General features: G+C 68.4%; 14 protein-coding genes. 10 read left to right on the top strand and 4 right to left on the bottom strand.

What is annotated here, in order from left to right; all coding sequences use genetic code 11:
- Window positions 1-6 precede the first annotated feature (6 nt).
- On the bottom strand, window positions 7-1,329 hold the full coding sequence (locus EJP69_RS07270; protein WP_093204672.1) for a heavy metal sensor histidine kinase: 1,323 nt from the start codon (window positions 1,327-1,329) through the stop codon (window positions 7-9).
- Between the two features lies 1 nt (window position 1,330).
- Window positions 1,331-2,008: a heavy metal response regulator transcription factor gene (locus tag EJP69_RS07265; RefSeq protein ID WP_093204673.1), complete on the bottom strand. Its 678-nt coding sequence runs from the start codon at window positions 2,006-2,008 to the stop codon at window positions 1,331-1,333.
- Between the two features lie 161 nt (window positions 2,009-2,169).
- Between EJP69_RS07265 and czcI the strand changes: the two genes are divergently transcribed.
- From czcI to EJP69_RS07225, 8 genes are all read left to right on the top strand, one after another.
- Window positions 2,170-2,544, top strand: a complete 375-nt coding sequence (czcI, locus tag EJP69_RS07260) for a cation efflux protein, CzcI family (RefSeq protein ID WP_093300700.1) — start codon at window positions 2,170-2,172, stop codon at window positions 2,542-2,544.
- 99 nt (window positions 2,545-2,643) lie between these two features.
- Window positions 2,644-3,987, top strand: a complete 1,344-nt coding sequence (locus tag EJP69_RS07255; RefSeq protein ID WP_126469185.1) for a TolC family protein — start codon at window positions 2,644-2,646, stop codon at window positions 3,985-3,987.
- A gap of 26 nt (window positions 3,988-4,013) precedes the next feature.
- Window positions 4,014-5,408, top strand: coding sequence for an efflux RND transporter periplasmic adaptor subunit (locus tag EJP69_RS07250; protein ID WP_126469184.1), 1,395 nt, complete (start codon window positions 4,014-4,016; stop codon window positions 5,406-5,408).
- A 10-nt stretch (window positions 5,409-5,418) separates the two neighbouring features.
- Complete coding sequence (locus EJP69_RS07245; RefSeq protein WP_126469183.1) at window positions 5,419-8,646, top strand: CusA/CzcA family heavy metal efflux RND transporter; 3,228 nt, start codon at window positions 5,419-5,421, stop codon at window positions 8,644-8,646.
- Window positions 8,636-9,547 (top strand): cation diffusion facilitator family transporter, encoded by a 912-nt coding sequence (locus EJP69_RS07240; protein WP_126469182.1) that lies wholly within the window; start codon window positions 8,636-8,638, stop codon window positions 9,545-9,547. Before EJP69_RS07245 ends, EJP69_RS07240 begins: the two co-directional genes overlap by 11 nt.
- 134 nt (window positions 9,548-9,681) lie before the next feature.
- Complete coding sequence (locus EJP69_RS07235) at window positions 9,682-10,434, top strand: SDR family oxidoreductase (RefSeq protein ID WP_093300693.1); 753 nt, start codon at window positions 9,682-9,684, stop codon at window positions 10,432-10,434.
- Between the two features lie 19 nt (window positions 10,435-10,453).
- A complete protein-coding gene (locus EJP69_RS07230) occupies window positions 10,454-10,864 on the top strand; it encodes a cupin domain-containing protein (protein WP_093204691.1) in 411 nt (136 codons plus the stop codon).
- Window positions 10,865-10,944: 80 nt separating this feature from the next.
- Entirely contained in the window at window positions 10,945-11,322 is a 378-nt protein-coding gene (locus tag EJP69_RS07225; protein WP_126469181.1) for a hypothetical protein, read from the top strand.
- Between the two features lie 6 nt (window positions 11,323-11,328).
- Here EJP69_RS07225 and mog read toward each other — a convergent pair whose 3' ends face one another.
- Both mog and yjgA read right to left on the bottom strand, forming a co-directional pair.
- Window positions 11,329-11,925 carry a molybdopterin adenylyltransferase gene (mog, locus tag EJP69_RS07220; RefSeq protein WP_126469180.1) on the bottom strand — a complete coding sequence of 199 codons (597 nt, stop codon included), beginning with the start codon at window positions 11,923-11,925 and terminating at the stop codon, window positions 11,329-11,331.
- A complete protein-coding gene (gene yjgA, locus EJP69_RS07215; RefSeq protein WP_093204698.1) occupies window positions 11,922-12,578 on the bottom strand; it encodes a ribosome biogenesis factor YjgA in 657 nt (218 codons plus the stop codon). Before yjgA ends, mog begins: the two co-directional genes overlap by 4 nt.
- A 95-nt stretch (window positions 12,579-12,673) precedes the next feature.
- Between yjgA and pmbA the strand changes: the two genes are divergently transcribed.
- Both pmbA and EJP69_RS07205 read left to right on the top strand, forming a co-directional pair.
- Entirely contained in the window at window positions 12,674-14,044 is a 1,371-nt protein-coding gene (gene pmbA / locus EJP69_RS07210) for a metalloprotease PmbA (protein WP_093300687.1), read from the top strand.
- An 84-nt stretch (window positions 14,045-14,128) separates the two neighbouring features.
- A complete protein-coding gene (locus EJP69_RS07205; protein WP_240652055.1) occupies window positions 14,129-15,031 on the top strand; it encodes a helix-turn-helix domain-containing protein in 903 nt (300 codons plus the stop codon).
- Window positions 15,032-15,041 lie beyond the last annotated feature (10 nt).

Raw genomic sequence — 15,041 nt, 5'->3', positions numbered from 1 at the left:
TGCCGGTCACTGACGCGCGACGGTGAACCCGATGCGCGTCTCGCCGCCCCCGCTGGCCGCGAACACCCGCCCGCCATGCATGCGGGCGATGGCTTCCACGATCGACAGACCCAGGCCGTGGTGGCGGGTCGAGCCGTCGCGGGCCTGCGCGGCCCGGTAGAAGCGCTCGAACAGGCGGGGCAGGGCGGCCGGGTCGATGGGCTGGCCCTTGTTGACCACCGCCACTGCGAACTCGCCTGCGTTCTCCTCGCCGATCTCGATGCGTATCGTCGAAGCCGCAGTCGCGAAGCGGATGGCGTTGCCCAGCAGGTTGAAGAGCGCGCGGCGGACCAGCGCCGCGTCCACGTCGGCCATGGCGTCGCCGCGCACCTCGGCGCGCAGGCCGGCTTCTTCCAGCATGGCGTCGTAGAAGTCGATCACGTCGCCGGCCTGTGCCGCAAGGCTCGTCGCCGCTCGCGTGCGCATCGGCGCGCCGCGCTCGGCCTGCGAGAGAAACAGCATGTCGGTGACGATGCCCGAGAGCCGGCCGACTTCCTCGAGGTTGGATGCGAGCACCGTCTGCAGCTCCTCGTTGCTGCGCGGGCGCGTGAGCGCGAGCTCGGTGGAGCCGATCAGGTTGGCCAGCGGCGTGCGCAGTTCGTGCGCCACGTCGGCGTTGAAGGACTCGAGCTGCACGTAGGCGCGCTGCACCCTCAGCAGCAGCGCGTTGAACTGGGTGATCCAGGGGCGCAGTTCTTCGGCGAAGTCCGTGGCGTCGATGGGCTGGTTGGCCTTGTCGGGCGCCATGGCCGCGGTGCGCTCGGTGAGCGTCTTGAGCGGCTTCAGGCCGCGCCGCACCAGCCACATGCCCGTGAGCGAGACCAGCGCCGTGCCCAGCGCAACGGCGCCCACCAGGGTCCACGCCAGCCGGCGCAGCAGTTGCGCCTCCTGCGCAGTGTTCACGCCGATGCGCACCGAGAGCTGCGTGGTGGCGCCGGCCTGCGTCCAGGGCACCTTCACGTCGCGCAGCATCCAGCGGCCGCCTTCGGCGGGCCTCGATTCGAAGAGCTGCGTGCCGCCGGCCGAGATCGACAGCCGCACGTCGTCCTGCATGGAGAAGAAGTCCTCGAGCTTGTGCCGCAGGAAGGCGAGGTCGCCGCCCTTCTCGGCCTCGCTCAGCAGGTGCTGCACGAGCACCGCCTTGTGGTCGAGCTCTTCCTCCTGCTTCTGCCCGAAGTTCCAGGCCGTCACGAGGTAGATGGCGAAGCAGATCACGCTGAGCCCGAACAGGGTCTGGGCGGCGAACCAGAGCGACAGGCGGCTCTGGAGGGATTGCGGCCGGGCGGTCAAGTCATGCCCAGGAGCGGTCTTCCAGGACGTAGCCCATGCCGCGCACGGTGTGCAGCAGCTTCACCTCGAACGGATCGTCGAGCTTGCTGCGCAGGCGCCGGATGGCCACTTCCACCACGTTGGTGTCGCTGTCGAAGTTCATGTCCCACACCTGCTCGGCGAGCGTGGTACGCGAAAGGATCTGCCCGCGCCTACGCAGCAGCACCAGCAGCAGCGTGAACTCCTTGGCCGTGAGGTCCAGCCGCGTGCGGTTGCGCACGCACTTGCGGCTGACGAGGTCGACCTCCAGGTCGGCCAGCCGCAGCACGGTGGATTCCTGCGGCTTGCCCCGGCGCAGCAGGGCCTGCACGCGCGCCAGCAGCTCGGAGAAGGAGAAGGGCTTGACGAGGTAGTCGTCCGCGCCCTGCTGCAGCCCCTGAACGCGGTCCTCGACCTTGTCGCGCGCCGTGAGAACCAGCACAGGCACGTTTTTGGTGCGCCGTATGGCCTGCAGCACGGCAAAGCCGTCGATGCCGGGCAGCATCACGTCGAGCAGGATCAGCGCGTATTCGCCCTCGGTGGCGAGGTACTTCCCCTCGATGCCGTCGCGGGCGATGTCGACGACGTAGCCGTTCTCCTCCAGGCCCTTCTTGAGGTAGTCGCCCAGCTTGGGCTCGTCTTCGATGACAAGGATTCGCATTGCGCGATGGTATCGAAGCACTTTCGATACGCGGGTTACGTTTTGGTAATCCTATTGACGGACAAAGCCCCGCCCGGGCGTCATACATTGCGCCGGGCCTGCTGTTCGCAGGGCCATTGCCGGAGGGCCCGACAGGGGCCGCCGATATACTTTTTGCCTCCATGCGCCGCTGGTTCCTCATCTTCATGCTCGTCCTGCTGCCGTTCCAGTTCAGCTGGGCGTCGGCATCGGCGTACTGCCAGCATGAGCGCGACACGCGGCCCGACCACTGGGGCCATCACGAAAGCGAGACGCGCGGCACCGACCGCAGCCACAGCGGCGAAGGCGCGCAGAAGAACTCCAGCACCCAGCCCAATGCCGTCGTCGGCGATTGCGCGGTCTGCCATTTCGGCCATGCCCAGCACGCCGACGCGCTGGACGAGCCGCTGGAATCCGTCGCACGCGTGGCCCAGCCGCTGCGCGCAACGCCCGACGAGCGTTTCGCCTCGCATGTCTCCGACGTTCCGGTCCGTCCCGACTGGTCTCTCGCCTCCTGATTCGGCGAGAGAACACCACCCCTTCCTGATACCAACCATCAGCTAGCCGAGCTCTCGCCGAATTCGTCCGTCCGTTGTTTCGCAACCCAGGAGAATTCGATGCGCACGCTCTTCGTGCCGCTGGCCGTGCTGGCCATGGCGGCGCCCCCGGCTTTTTCACAGGTCTCGCAGGCCTCAGCCGGTCCCCGTTACTCACAGGCCGCGCAGACAGGCGCGGCGGCCCGCATGCAGGAGCCCGCGGGCCCGCTGACCCTGCGCAGCGCCGCCGCGATGGCGTTGCAGGCCAACCCCGGCCTGTCTTCCGCATTGCGCGAGCAGGAGGCCACCGAGGCCGCCATCGTCCAGGCCGGCGCCTGGCCCAACCCCACGCTCGACGCGCAGCTCGAAGACCTGCGCCGCGACAACCGCACCACCACGCTGCAGCTGAGCCAGCCCATCGAGCTGGGCGGCAAGCGCACGGCCCGGGTGACGGCGGCCGAGCGCGCCCGCGACCAGGCCACGTCGGCGCTGGCCGGCCGCCGCGCCGAGATCCGCGCGGCCACCGTCACCGCCTTCTTCGACGTGCTGACCGCCCAGGAGCGCCTGCGGCTCGCGCAGGATTCCGTGGGCCTCGCGCAGACGGCCACGCGCGCGGCGACCAACCGCGTAGCGGCCGGCAAGGTCTCGCCGCTGGAGGAAACCAAGGCGCGCGTGGCCGAGGCCGGCATCCGGGTCGAGCTCATGCAGGCCGAGGGCACGCTGCGTTCGGCGCGCCAGCAACTGGCCGCGCTGTGGGGCAACCCGGTGCCCCGCTTCACGCAGGTGGATGGCGCGGTCGACCAGTTGCCGGCGATGGCTTCGGCGCAGGACGTGGCCAGCCGCATGGCCGAGGCGCCCGTGGTGCGGCAGGCGCGGCTCGAGGTCGAGCGGCGCAAGGCGCTGTCCGACCTGGAGCGGGCCCGCCGCATTCCCGACGTGACCGTCTCGCTCGGCGCCAAGCGCGTGCCGGCCTCCGATGGCGAGACCAGCAGCAGCCGGCGCAACCAGGTGGTCGTCGGCCTCTCCGTGCCGCTGCCGATCTTCGACACCAACCGGGGCAACGTCGCCGAGGCGCTGAGCCGCGAGGAAAAGGCGCGCGACGACCTCGCTGTTGCCGAGTTGCAGCTGGGCACCGACGTGGCTCAGGCCACCGAGCGCCTGCGCTCGGCGCATGCCACTGCAGAGACGCTGCAGCGGGACGCGCTGCCCGGTGCCGAGAGCGCCTACAAGGCCGCCACCAAGGGCTTCGAGCTTGGCAAGTTCAGCTTCCTGGAAGCGCTCGATGCGCAGCGCACGCTGTTCCAGGTGCGCGCGCAATACCTGCTCGCGCTGGCCGACGCGCACCGCGCGGCCGGCGACCTCGACCGGCTGCTGGGCAACGAAGGCGACGAAATCTCTCCCGCGACGGCGCCCGTCGCGCGCTGAAAAGCAAGCAAGGAATTCCACAGATCATGAACACAGAAGAACGCAAGACCTTCGCCGAGCGTGTCGGCAAGAAGCAGTTGATTGCCATTGCGGCCGTGCTCGCGCTGGGCGTGGGCGCAGGCGCGATGATCCTGCGCACCTCGCCCTCCAAGCCCGAGGCGGCCGGCCATTCGGAGGCTGCCGGCCATGGCGACGGCGAGCACCACGAGGAGGAGGGCGGCAAGCAAGGCAAGGAAGAGGGCAAGGACCACGACCACAGCCACGGCGAGGCCAAGGGGCATGCAGACAACGAGCACCACGAGGAAGGCAAGGAAGAAAGCAAGGAGAAGGGCGGCGAAAAGACCGCGGCGGCGGACGCGACGAAGAAGGAGTCCGCCGCGCACAAGGAAGACGAGGAGAAGATCGCCTTCACCGACGAGCAGATCAAGACTTCCGACATCGCCATCGAGAGCGCCGGCCCCGCGCGCATCAAGCTGTCGCTGCAGCTGCCCGGCGAGATCAAGTTCAACGAGGACCGCACGGCCCACGTGGTGCCGCGCGTGGCGGGCGTGGTCGACAGCGTGTCTGCCAATCTGGGCCAGGAGGTCAAGCGCGGGCAGGTGCTCGCGGTGCTGTCGAGCCCGGGGCTTTCGGAGCAGCGCAGCGAACTGCAGGCGGCGCAGCGCCGGCTGGAGCTGGCCCGCACCACCCACGAGCGCGAGAAGAAGCTGTGGGAGGAAAAGATCTCGCCGCAGCAGGACTACCTGCAGGCCCAGCAGGCCATGCAGGAGGCGCAGATCGCCGTGGCCAACGCCAACCAGAAGCTGCTGGCGCTGGGCGCCACGCCCGCCTCGTCGGCGCTGGGCCGCTACGAGCTGCGGGCGCCCTTCGACGGCATGGTGGTCGAAAAACACATCTCGCTCGGCGAATCGGTGGGCGAGGCGGTCAACGTCTTCACCATCTCCGACCTGTCGACCGTGTGGGCCGAGATCAGCGTGGCCGCCAACAACCTGAACCTGGTGCGCATCGGCGAACAGGTGAAGATCCGCTCGACCGCCTTCGACCAGACCGCGACCGGCAAGGTGTCGTACGTGGGCTCGCTGATCGGCGCGCAGACGCGCACCGCCACCGCGCGCGTCACGCTGACCAACCCCGAGCGCATCTGGCGCCCGGGCCTGTTCGTGAACGTCGAGCTGGTGGCCTCCGAGACGGAGGCGCCCGTGACGGTTGCGGCCGACGCGGTGCAGACCGTGGAAGACAAGCCCACCGTGTTCCTGCGCGTACCCGGCGGCTTTTTGCCGCAGCACGTGCAGACCGGGCGCAGCGACGGCAAGCGCATAGAGATCGTCGGCGGGCTGAAGCCCGGCGCGGCCTATGCCGCCAGCGGCAGCTTCGTCGTGAAGTCGCAGCAGGGCAAGAGCTCGGCCACGCACACCCACTGAGGAAGCCCGCATGTTCGAACGAATCATCCGCTTCTCCATCGAGCAGCGCTGGCTGGTCCTGCTCGCCGTGTTCGGCATGGCGGCGCTGGGCATCTTCAGCTACCAGAAGCTGCCCATCGACGCCGTGCCCGACATCACCAACGTGCAGGTGCAGATCAACACCGCCGCGCCCGGCTACTCTCCGCTGGAGACCGAGCAGCGCGTGACCTATCCGATCGAGACCGTCATGGCCGGCCTGCCGGGCCTGCAGCAGACGCGCTCGCTGTCGCGCTACGGCCTCTCGCAGGTCACGGTGATCTTCAAGGACGGCACCGACATCTACTTCGCGCGGCAGCTCGTCAACGAGCGCATACAGTCCGCGCGCGAGAGCATGCCGCGCGGCATCTCGCCGGTGATAGGGCCGATCTCCACCGGCCTCGGCGAGATCTACCTCTGGACCGTCGAGGCGGAAGAGGGCGCGAAGAAGGCCGATGGCAAGCCGTACTCGCCCACTGACCTGCGCGAGATACAGGACTGGATCATCAAGCCGCAGTTGCGCAACGTGCCGGGCGTGACCGAGATCAACTCCATCGGCGGCTTCGCCAAGGAGTTCCAGATCGCGCCCGACCCGGCCAAGCTGCTGGCCCACGGGCTGACCATGGGCGACATCGTGCTCGCGCTGGAGCGCAACAACGCCAACGTGGGCGCGGGCTACATCGAGAAGCGCGGCGAGCAGTACCTCATCCGCGCGCCGGGGCAGGTGAAGTCGGCCGAGGACATCGGCAACGTCATTCTCGGCAACGCCAACGGCATTCCGCTGCGCGTGCAGGACGTGGCCGAGGTCGGCATCGGCAAGGAGCTGCGCACGGGCGCGGCCACCGACAACGGCCGCGAGGTGGTGCTGGGCACCGTGTTCATGTTGATCGGCGAGAACAGCCGCACCGTGTCGCAGGCCGTCGACAAGAAGATGCAGGAGATCAACCGCACGCTGCCCGCCGGCGTGAAGGCGGTGACGGTGTATGACCGCACGGTGCTGGTCGACAAGGCCATCGCCACGGTGAAGAAGAACCTGTTCGAGGGCGCGGTGCTGGTCATCGCGATCCTGTTCATGTTCCTGGGCAACATCCGCGCGGCCATCATCACCGCGCTGGTGATCCCGCTGTCGATGCTCTTCACCTTCACCGGCATGGTGAACCAGAAGGTCAGCGCCAACCTCATGAGCCTGGGCGCGCTGGACTTCGGCATCATCATCGACGGGGCGGTGGTGATCGTGGAGAACTGCGTGCGAAGGCTGGCTCACGCGCAGGCCCACAAGGGACGGCCGCTCACGCGCAGCGAACGCTTCCACGAGGTGTTCGCGGCCTCGCAGGAGGCGCGGCGCGCGCTGCTGTTCGGCCAGCTGATCATCATGATCGTGTACCTGCCGATCTTTGCGCTCACGGGCGTCGAGGGCAAGCTGTTCCACCCGATGGCCTTCACCGTGGTGATCGCGCTGCTGGGCGCGATGATCCTGTCGATCACCTTCATCCCCGCTGCCGTGGCGATGTTCATCGGCAACAAGGTCAGCGAGAAGGAGAACCGCCTGATGCTGTGGGCCAAGCGCGCCTACGAGCCTCTGCTGGCGCGCGTGATGTCGGCAAAGCCGCTGGTCATCACCTTCGCGGCCGTGGCGGTGGTGCTGTCGGGCCTGCTGGCCACGCGCCTGGGCACGGAGTTCGTGCCGAGCCTGAGCGAGGGCGACTTCGCCATCCAGGCGCTGCGCATTCCGGGCACCAGCCTCACACAGTCGGTAGAGATGCAGAAGCAGCTCGAAAGCACGCTGAAGAAGAAGTTTCCGGAGATCGAGCGCGTGTTCGCGCGCACCGGCACGGCGGAGATCGCGTCCGATCCGATGCCGCCGAACATCTCCGACGGCTACATCATGCTCAAGCCCGAGAAGGACTGGCCCGAGCCGCGCCGCACGCGCGCCGAGGTGCTCGCGGCGGTGCAGGAGGAAGTCGAGAAGCTGCCGGGCAACAACTACGAGTTCTCCCAGCCGATCCAGCTTCGCTTCAACGAGCTGATCTCCGGCGTGCGCAGCGACGTGGCGGTGAAGATCTTCGGCGACGACATGGACGTGCTGAACAAGACCGCGGCCGAAGTGGCCGGCGTGCTCAACGGCATCTCCGGCGCGGCCGAGGTGAAGGTCGAGCAGACCACCGGCCTGCCGATGCTCACGGTGAACATCGACCGCAGCAAGACCGCGCGCTACGGCCTCAACGTGGGCGACGTGCAGGACGCGATCTCCGCCGCCATCGGCGGGCGCGAGGCGGGCACGCTGTTCGACGGCGACCGGCGCTTCGACATCATCGTGCGGCTGCCCGAGAACCTGCGCACCGACCTCGAAGCCATCAAGCGCCTGCCCGTGGCCCTGCCCAAGGGCGCGGGCGCCGAAGGCCAGCGCACCAGCTTCATTCCGCTGGGCGAGGTGGCCACGCTCGACATCGCGCCGGGCCCCAACCAGGTGAGCCGCGAGGACGGCAAGCGCCGTATCGTGGTCAGCGCCAACGTGCGCGGGCGCGACCTGGGCTCCTTCGTGGCCGAGGCCGAGGAAGCCATGCGCAACGTGAAGATCCCCACCGGCTACTGGACCGTGTGGGGCGGGCAGTACGAGAACCTCGCCTCGGCCACGCAGCGGCTGCAGATCGTGGTGCCGGTGTCGCTGCTGCTGGTGTTCACGCTGCTGTTCGCGATGTTCGGCAACATCAAGGACGGGCTGCTGGTGTTCACCGGCATTCCGTTCGCGCTCACGGGCGGCATCGTGGCGCTGTGGATGCGCGGCATTCCGCTGTCGATCTCGGCGGCGGTGGGCTTCATCGCGCTGTCGGGCGTGGCGGTGCTCAACGGGCTGGTGATGATCTCCTTCATCCGCAACCTGAGAGAGGGCGGCCTGCCGTTGGACGCCGCCATCCGCGAAGGCGCGCTCACGCGCCTGCGCCCGGTGCTGATGACCGCGCTGGTCGCCTCGCTGGGCTTCGTGCCGATGGCCATCGCCACCGGCACCGGCGCCGAGGTGCAGCGGCCGCTGGCCACGGTGGTCATCGGCGGTATCCTGTCGTCGACCGCGCTGACGCTGCTGGTGCTCCCGCTGCTCTACCGCATCGCGCACCGGCGCGACGAAGAAGAGGCAGAAGAGGCGCAGGTGGAAGGGCGGGAGCAGGCCCACGGCGCGCCGCTCGATCCTTCAGGTCCTTCACTGCGAGGTTCCCATGGCACATGAGCATTCGCACGCCACCGGCGGCAACGAGAAGGCACTGCGCTGGGCGCTGCTGCTGACTTCGGTCTATCTCGTCGCCGAGGTGGTGGGCGGACTGGTGTCGGGCAGCCTCGCGCTGCTGTCCGACGCCGCGCACATGTTCACCGACACCGTGGCGCTGGCGATCTCGCTGACCGCCATCTGGATCGGCAAGCGGCCCGCCGACAGGCGGCGCACCTTCGGCTACTACCGCTTCGAGATCCTGGCGGCGGTGCTGAACGCGGTGCTGCTGTTCTTCGTGGCGATCTATGTGCTGTACGAGGCCTACCGGCGCATCTCGGCGCCGGCCGAGATCCAGTCGACCATGATGCTGCTGGTGGCCGCCGGCGGGCTGGTGGTCAACCTCATCGGCATGCGGCTGCTGGCGTCGGGCAAGGACGAGAGCCTCAACGTGAAGGGTGCGTACCTGGAGGTGTGGGCCGACATGCTGGGCTCCATCGGCGTGATCGTCGGCGCCATCGTCATCCGCTACACGGGCTGGGGCTGGGTCGACTCGGTGATCGCCGTGGCCATCGGGCTGTGGGTGCTGCCGCGCACTTGGCGCCTGCTGCGCGAGAGCCTCAACGTGCTGCTCGAGGGCGTGCCCGACGAGGTGGACCTGCCGGCGGTCGAGGGCGCGCTCCTGGGCAGCGCGGGCGTTGCGAGCCTGCACGACCTGCATGTGTGGGCGCTGTCGAGTGGCAAGGTGAGCCTGAGCGTGCACGTGGTGTGCACGCCGGAGACCGGCGACATGGCGCCGCTGACGCAGCAACTGCGCGCGATGCTGGCCGAGCGCTTCGACATCCACCACTCGACCGTGCAGGTCGAGCGGGTGCCATGCGAGCTGGCGGCCGATACGCACGGTTTCGGGGCGGCGAAGGCCTAGGAAAGGTTTCGAGGCCGATTTTTTGGAAGAAAGAGCGATCCGGCTGTCACAGGCGCGTGCGGCCGGACGTCTTGCAGGCGAGGGCGGCCATTGGGGGCGCTCCTTTCGCACTCTTTCTCGACCAAGGAATCACCATGAAAATCGTCATCATCGGAGGCTCCGGCCTCATCGGCTCCAGGCTCGCCGCACGGCTGCGCCAGGCCGGCCACGACGTCAACGCCGCATCGCCCTCCACGGGCGTCAACACCCTCACCGGCGAGGGCCTGAAGGAGGCGCTCGCGGGCGCCCGGGTCGTCGTCGACGTGGCGAACTCGCCCTCGTTCGAGGACGAGGCGGTGCGCAACTTCTTCGAGACCTCGGGACGCAATCTGCTCGCGGCCGAGGTGGAGGCCGGCGTGGCGCATCACGTCGCGCTGTCGGTGGTCGGCACCGAGCGCCTGCTCGACAGCGGCTACTTCCGCGCCAAGCAGCTCCAGGAAGACCTGATCGAGGCTTCGCCCGTGCCCTACACCATCGTGCAGGCCACGCAGTTCTTCGAGTTCGTGGGTGGCATCGCGGCGTCCAGCGTGCAGGACGGCGTTGTGCGGCTTTCGGACGCGCTCATCCAGCCGATGGCGGCCGACGACGTCGCCGCGGCGCTCGCCGAAGTCGTGACCGAGCTCCCGGCACGCGGCCGGATCGAGATCGCCGGACCGCAGGCCGTTCCGCTCGATGCGCTGGTGCGACGCTTCTTCGAGGCGACGGGCGACACGCGCAGGGTCGTGACCGATCCTGGGGCCCGCTATTTCGGCGTACGCCTCGACGACCGCTCGCTGACGCCCGGCGCCAGTCCGCGCCTGGGGGCGATCCGCTTCGACGAATGGCTGGCGCAGCGCGCGGCGGCCTGAGCGCGGAGGACAGACAGCCATGACCCGTCTCATCAAGACCATCTGCATCCCGCTCGGCATCGCCCTCGGCGCATTCGCCGCGATGCCCACCTCGGCAGCCCCCGAAGCCGCCGTGACCGTGCTCAGCACGAAGGACCTGGCGGATATGCCCGGCAAGGAGGCCATCGTGCTCGCCGTGGACTTTCCGCCTGGCTCGGTCGACCCCGTCCACCGCCACGACGCCCACGCATTCGTCTACGTGATCGAGGGTTCCATCGTGATGGGCGTGAAGGGTGGCCAGGAGGTTACGCTGACGCCCGGCCAGACCTTCTACGAGGGCCCGGGTGACATCCATACCGTGGGACGCAACGCGAGCGCTACGAAGCCGGCGAAGTTCATCGTGACCATGGTGAAGAACAAGGGCGTGCCGTTCTTCATTCCGGTGAAGTAGCGCCGGGGCTGCCATTTCAGGTTGCCGGGCCGGGGTGTTGGACAATCGCGCCCGGACTACCTTCCCATGCATGCAGATCGATGAGCAGCAGCCGCTACGACAACAAGTCTTTCACCCCAGCGAAGGCCGAGGCGCGCGCGTCGCAGCGCCGCAGGGTCCACGGCGGCTCGTCGGCGCAGCCGCCCATGGCCTTCGATGTCGGTTACGCAGCGGCGCCTCCCGCCGCGCGCGTGCGGACCTGGCGGTCGACGGTGGTGGGCATCGCGATCGGTTTCGGCATCGTGCTCGCCTTCGCCATGAAGTGGCTCATGAGCTACCAGATCGACAGCGCGCAGGAGCGCCACGAGCAGCAGAAGGCGATGCGCGCAGCCGCCGCGCGCTGCTACGAACTCGCGTCGAATGCGGCGATCAACGCCTGCTTGAAGGACGTGGAAGCCAGGGGGCGCGAGGCCCAGTAAGCAGCCTCAGCGGGCGCGGATGGCCGATTTCGGCCGGAACGCCTTGCAGACCGAGTCGTCCGTCTCGAGGTAGGGCCCGCCGATCAGGTCGATGCAGTAGGGCACGGCCGCGAAGATGCCCGGCACCACCTGCACGCCCTCGGTGTCCTTCAGCCCTTCGAGCGTCTCGGCAATCGACTTCGGCTGGCCGGGCAGGTTGATGATCAGGCTCTTGTCGCGGATCACCGCCACCTGGCGCGAGAGGATCGCGGTGGGCACGAAGCGCAGGCTGATCTGGCGCATCTGCTCGCCGAAGCCCGGCATTTCCTTGTGCGCAACGGCCAACGTGGCCTCGGGCGTCACGTCGCGTAAGGCGGGGCCGGTGCCGCCGGTGGTCAGCACCAGCGAACAGCCGGCGTCGACCAGCTCGATCAGCGTGGCGCTGATGCGTTCGGCCTCGTCGGGGATGAGGCGGGGTTCGAACTCAATGGGGTTCTTCAGCGCCCGGCCCAGCCATTCTTTCAGCGAGGGCAGGCCCTTGTCTTCGTAGGCGCCGCTGGAGGCGCGGTCGCTGACGGAGACGATGCCGATGCGCACCGGGTCGAAAGTGCCGGCTTCGCTCATGCGTCTTCTTCCCGGTCCTGTGCCGCGGCAGCTGCCGCATGGTCGGCGCCGCCATGCACAGCAAGCTGGGCGCGCACCAGCTGGAAGATCTCGCGGTAGGCCTTGCCCTGGCGGGGGGCCTCGCCGGCGGGGCCGGACTTCATGTCCTTGCGGGCCTGGCGGACCAGGGCGCGCAGCTGCTGCGAATCGGTGGCGGGGTGGGTTTCGATCCAGCCGCCGAGTGCGTCGTCGTCGGCAATCAGCCGGTCGCGCCAGCGCTCGGCCTCGTGCAGGGCGGCGACTTCGGCCGCGGGCACGGTGTTCTGCTCGGTCAGGGCCTGTTTCACGGCTTCCAGCACTTCGGGCTCCAGCTTGCGCATGAGCTTGCCGATGAACTGCATCTGGCGGCGCTTGCCCTCGAAATTGGTGATCCGCTTGGCCTCGGCGATGGCTTCGACCAGTTTTTCGTCGAGCTGGAGCGCGTCGAACAGGCCGGCGCGCAGGGTGAGCAGTTCGGCGCCCAGCTTCTGCAGTTCTTCGCTTTCGCGCTTGAGGTCGGTGCGGCTGGCGTCGTCGGAGCCCTTGAGCTCGCGCTTGAGCTCGAGGTCGAGCTCGCTGCCTTCGGCCACGAAATGGCCGCGGACGTAATAGCCTTTTTTGGGTTTGCGGGACATGGGATGGATTCTGGGCCGCGCCGTGCAGCGTTGCAACGCACGGCGGGAAGCTGGGGAAAACCGGAAATGGGGGGCGCAAGTATCATAGCCACCACATGACGACATCCTCCTCGCGCGCCGATTCCGGCTTCGCCTACAGCCGCTCCTTCTTCGAAAACCTGGTCGACACCGCATTGGCGCATGCCAAAAAGCTCGGTGCCACCGACGCTGGGGCCGAGGCCTCCGAGGGCTGCGGCCTGAGCGTCTCGGTGCGCAAGGGCGAGCTGGAAAACGTCGAGCGCAACCGCGACAAGTCGCTGGGCGTCACGGTCTACGTGGGCCACCGCCGCGGCAACGCCAGCACCTCCGATTTCTCCGAGGCGGCCATCGCCCAGACGGTGCAGGCGGCCTACGACATCGCCCGTTTCACGGCCGAAGACCCCGTCAGCGGCCTGCCGGACGAGGAAGACATCGCCAAGGTCCAGCCCGAACTCGACCTGTTCCACCCCTGGGACGTGACCAGCGAGCAGGCCGCGAAGCTGGCCCTGGAATGCGAAGAGGCCGCCCTGTCGACCGACAAGCGCATCACCAACAGCGAAGGCGCGGGCGTCTCGGCCCAGCAGAGCCATTTCTTCAGCGCCCACACGCATGGCTTCAGGGGCGGCTACGCCAGTTCGCGGCATTCCATCTCGGTGGCGCCCATCGCCGGCAAGGGCGACGATATGCAGCGCGACGCCTGGTACAGCTCCATGCGCTCGGCCGACGAACTGGCCAGCCCGCAGGCCGTGGGCCGCTACGCCGCCGAACGTGCGCTCAGCCGCCTGAAGTCGCGCAAGATCAAGACCACCGAATGCCCGGTGCTGTTCGAGTCGCCGCTTGCCGTGGGCCTGCTGGGCTCGCTGGTGCAGGCTGTGAGCGGCGGGTCGCTGTACCGCAAGAGCACCTTCCTGCTCGATTCGCTGGGCAAACCCGTGCTGCCGGCGCACGTCGACGTGGCCGAAGACCCGCACCTGCTGCGCGGCAAGGGCAGCGCCCCCTTCGACGACGAAGGAGTGACCACCCGGGCACGCAAGGTGGTCGACGCCGGCCGGCTGGAGGGCTATTTCCTCTCGACCTACTCGGCCCGCAAGCTGGGCATGAAGACCACCGGCAACGCCGGCGGCTCGCACAACCTCACGCTCAGCTCGCGCCTCACGAAGCACACCGACGACCTCGACGCGATGCTCGCCAAGCTGGGCACCGGCCTGTTCGTGATCGAGCTGATGGGGCAGGGCGTGAACTACGTGACCGGCGACTACTCGCGCGGCGCCAGCGGCTTCTGGGTGGAGAAGGGCAAGATCGCCTTCCCGGTGCAGGAGATCACCATCGCCGGCAACCTGAAGGACATGCTGCTGGGTATTGAAGCCATCGGGGCGGATGCCTACACTTTCGGCGCCAAGACCACCGGATCGGTCCTGGTGAACCGCATGAAGGTCGCCGGCGCCTGAAGGCTGCGCCGCCGGCCTGCGCGCGAGGGCTTGTCGAACATGAGGCATAACGCAGCGCGAAAACCGGAACTCGAGCACGAACTGATGCGCGACCCCCGGCTCGGCTTCGAGCCGGCGGGCGGCAGTTCGGTGCGCTGCCTGCAACACGGCGTGCCCTGGCCCTTCGACTGCTGGCATTACCACGACGAATACGAGCTGCAGTGCATCAACCGCAGCAGCGGCGACGCCTTCGTGGGCGACCACATCGGCCGTTTCGAGCCCGGCTACGTGGCACTTGTGGGCGCCCGGCTGCCCCACACCTGGATCTCGCACGACGTGCCGCCCGAGGGCATCGCCGAGCGCAGCATGGTCATCCACTTCCGCGACGAGCCGCTGCGCAAGGGCACCGACCTGTTTCCCGAGCTGAAGACCGTGCTGCCGATGCTCGACCGGGCCAAGCTGGGCATCGAGTTCTTCGGTATCCACTCGCTGGTGCGCGAACGCTTCCTGCGCGTTCAGGCGCAGGAGGGCATGGCCCGGCTCGCGGAGTTCATCGGCCTGCTGCACGAGCTGGCCCGCTGGCCCGACTGGCGGCAGATTTCCAGCACCGCCGACCCGGCGGGCGAAGACCCGAGCGCCAACACCCGCATGCGCCGCGTGCTCGACTACCTCGACCGGCACCTGACCGAGGAGCTTTCGCTGCCGGCCGTGTGCGCCGTGGCCAACATGGCCGAGAGCAGCTTCTCGCGCTGGTTCCACCGGCACATGGGCGCCACCTTCACCGACTTCGTCACGCGGCTGCGAGTGGCCAAGGCCTGCGAGATGCTGCAGGTGTCCGACCGGCTGGTGAGCGACATCTGCTACGAGGTGGGCTTCGCGAATCTCGCCAACTTCAACCGCCGCTTCCTGCAACTCAAGGGCATGACGCCCTCGGCCTACCGGCAGCAGGCGCAGGACCGCTTCGGCCTGCGCACGGCGCAGAACACGCCGCTCGCCACCGCGGACTGAGCCGTTGCGG

Source organism: Variovorax gossypii (assembly GCF_003965815.1).
Classification (GTDB): domain Bacteria; phylum Pseudomonadota; class Gammaproteobacteria; order Burkholderiales; family Burkholderiaceae_C; genus Variovorax; species Variovorax gossypii.
This window is presented reverse-complemented; position numbering and strand designations above follow the sequence as displayed.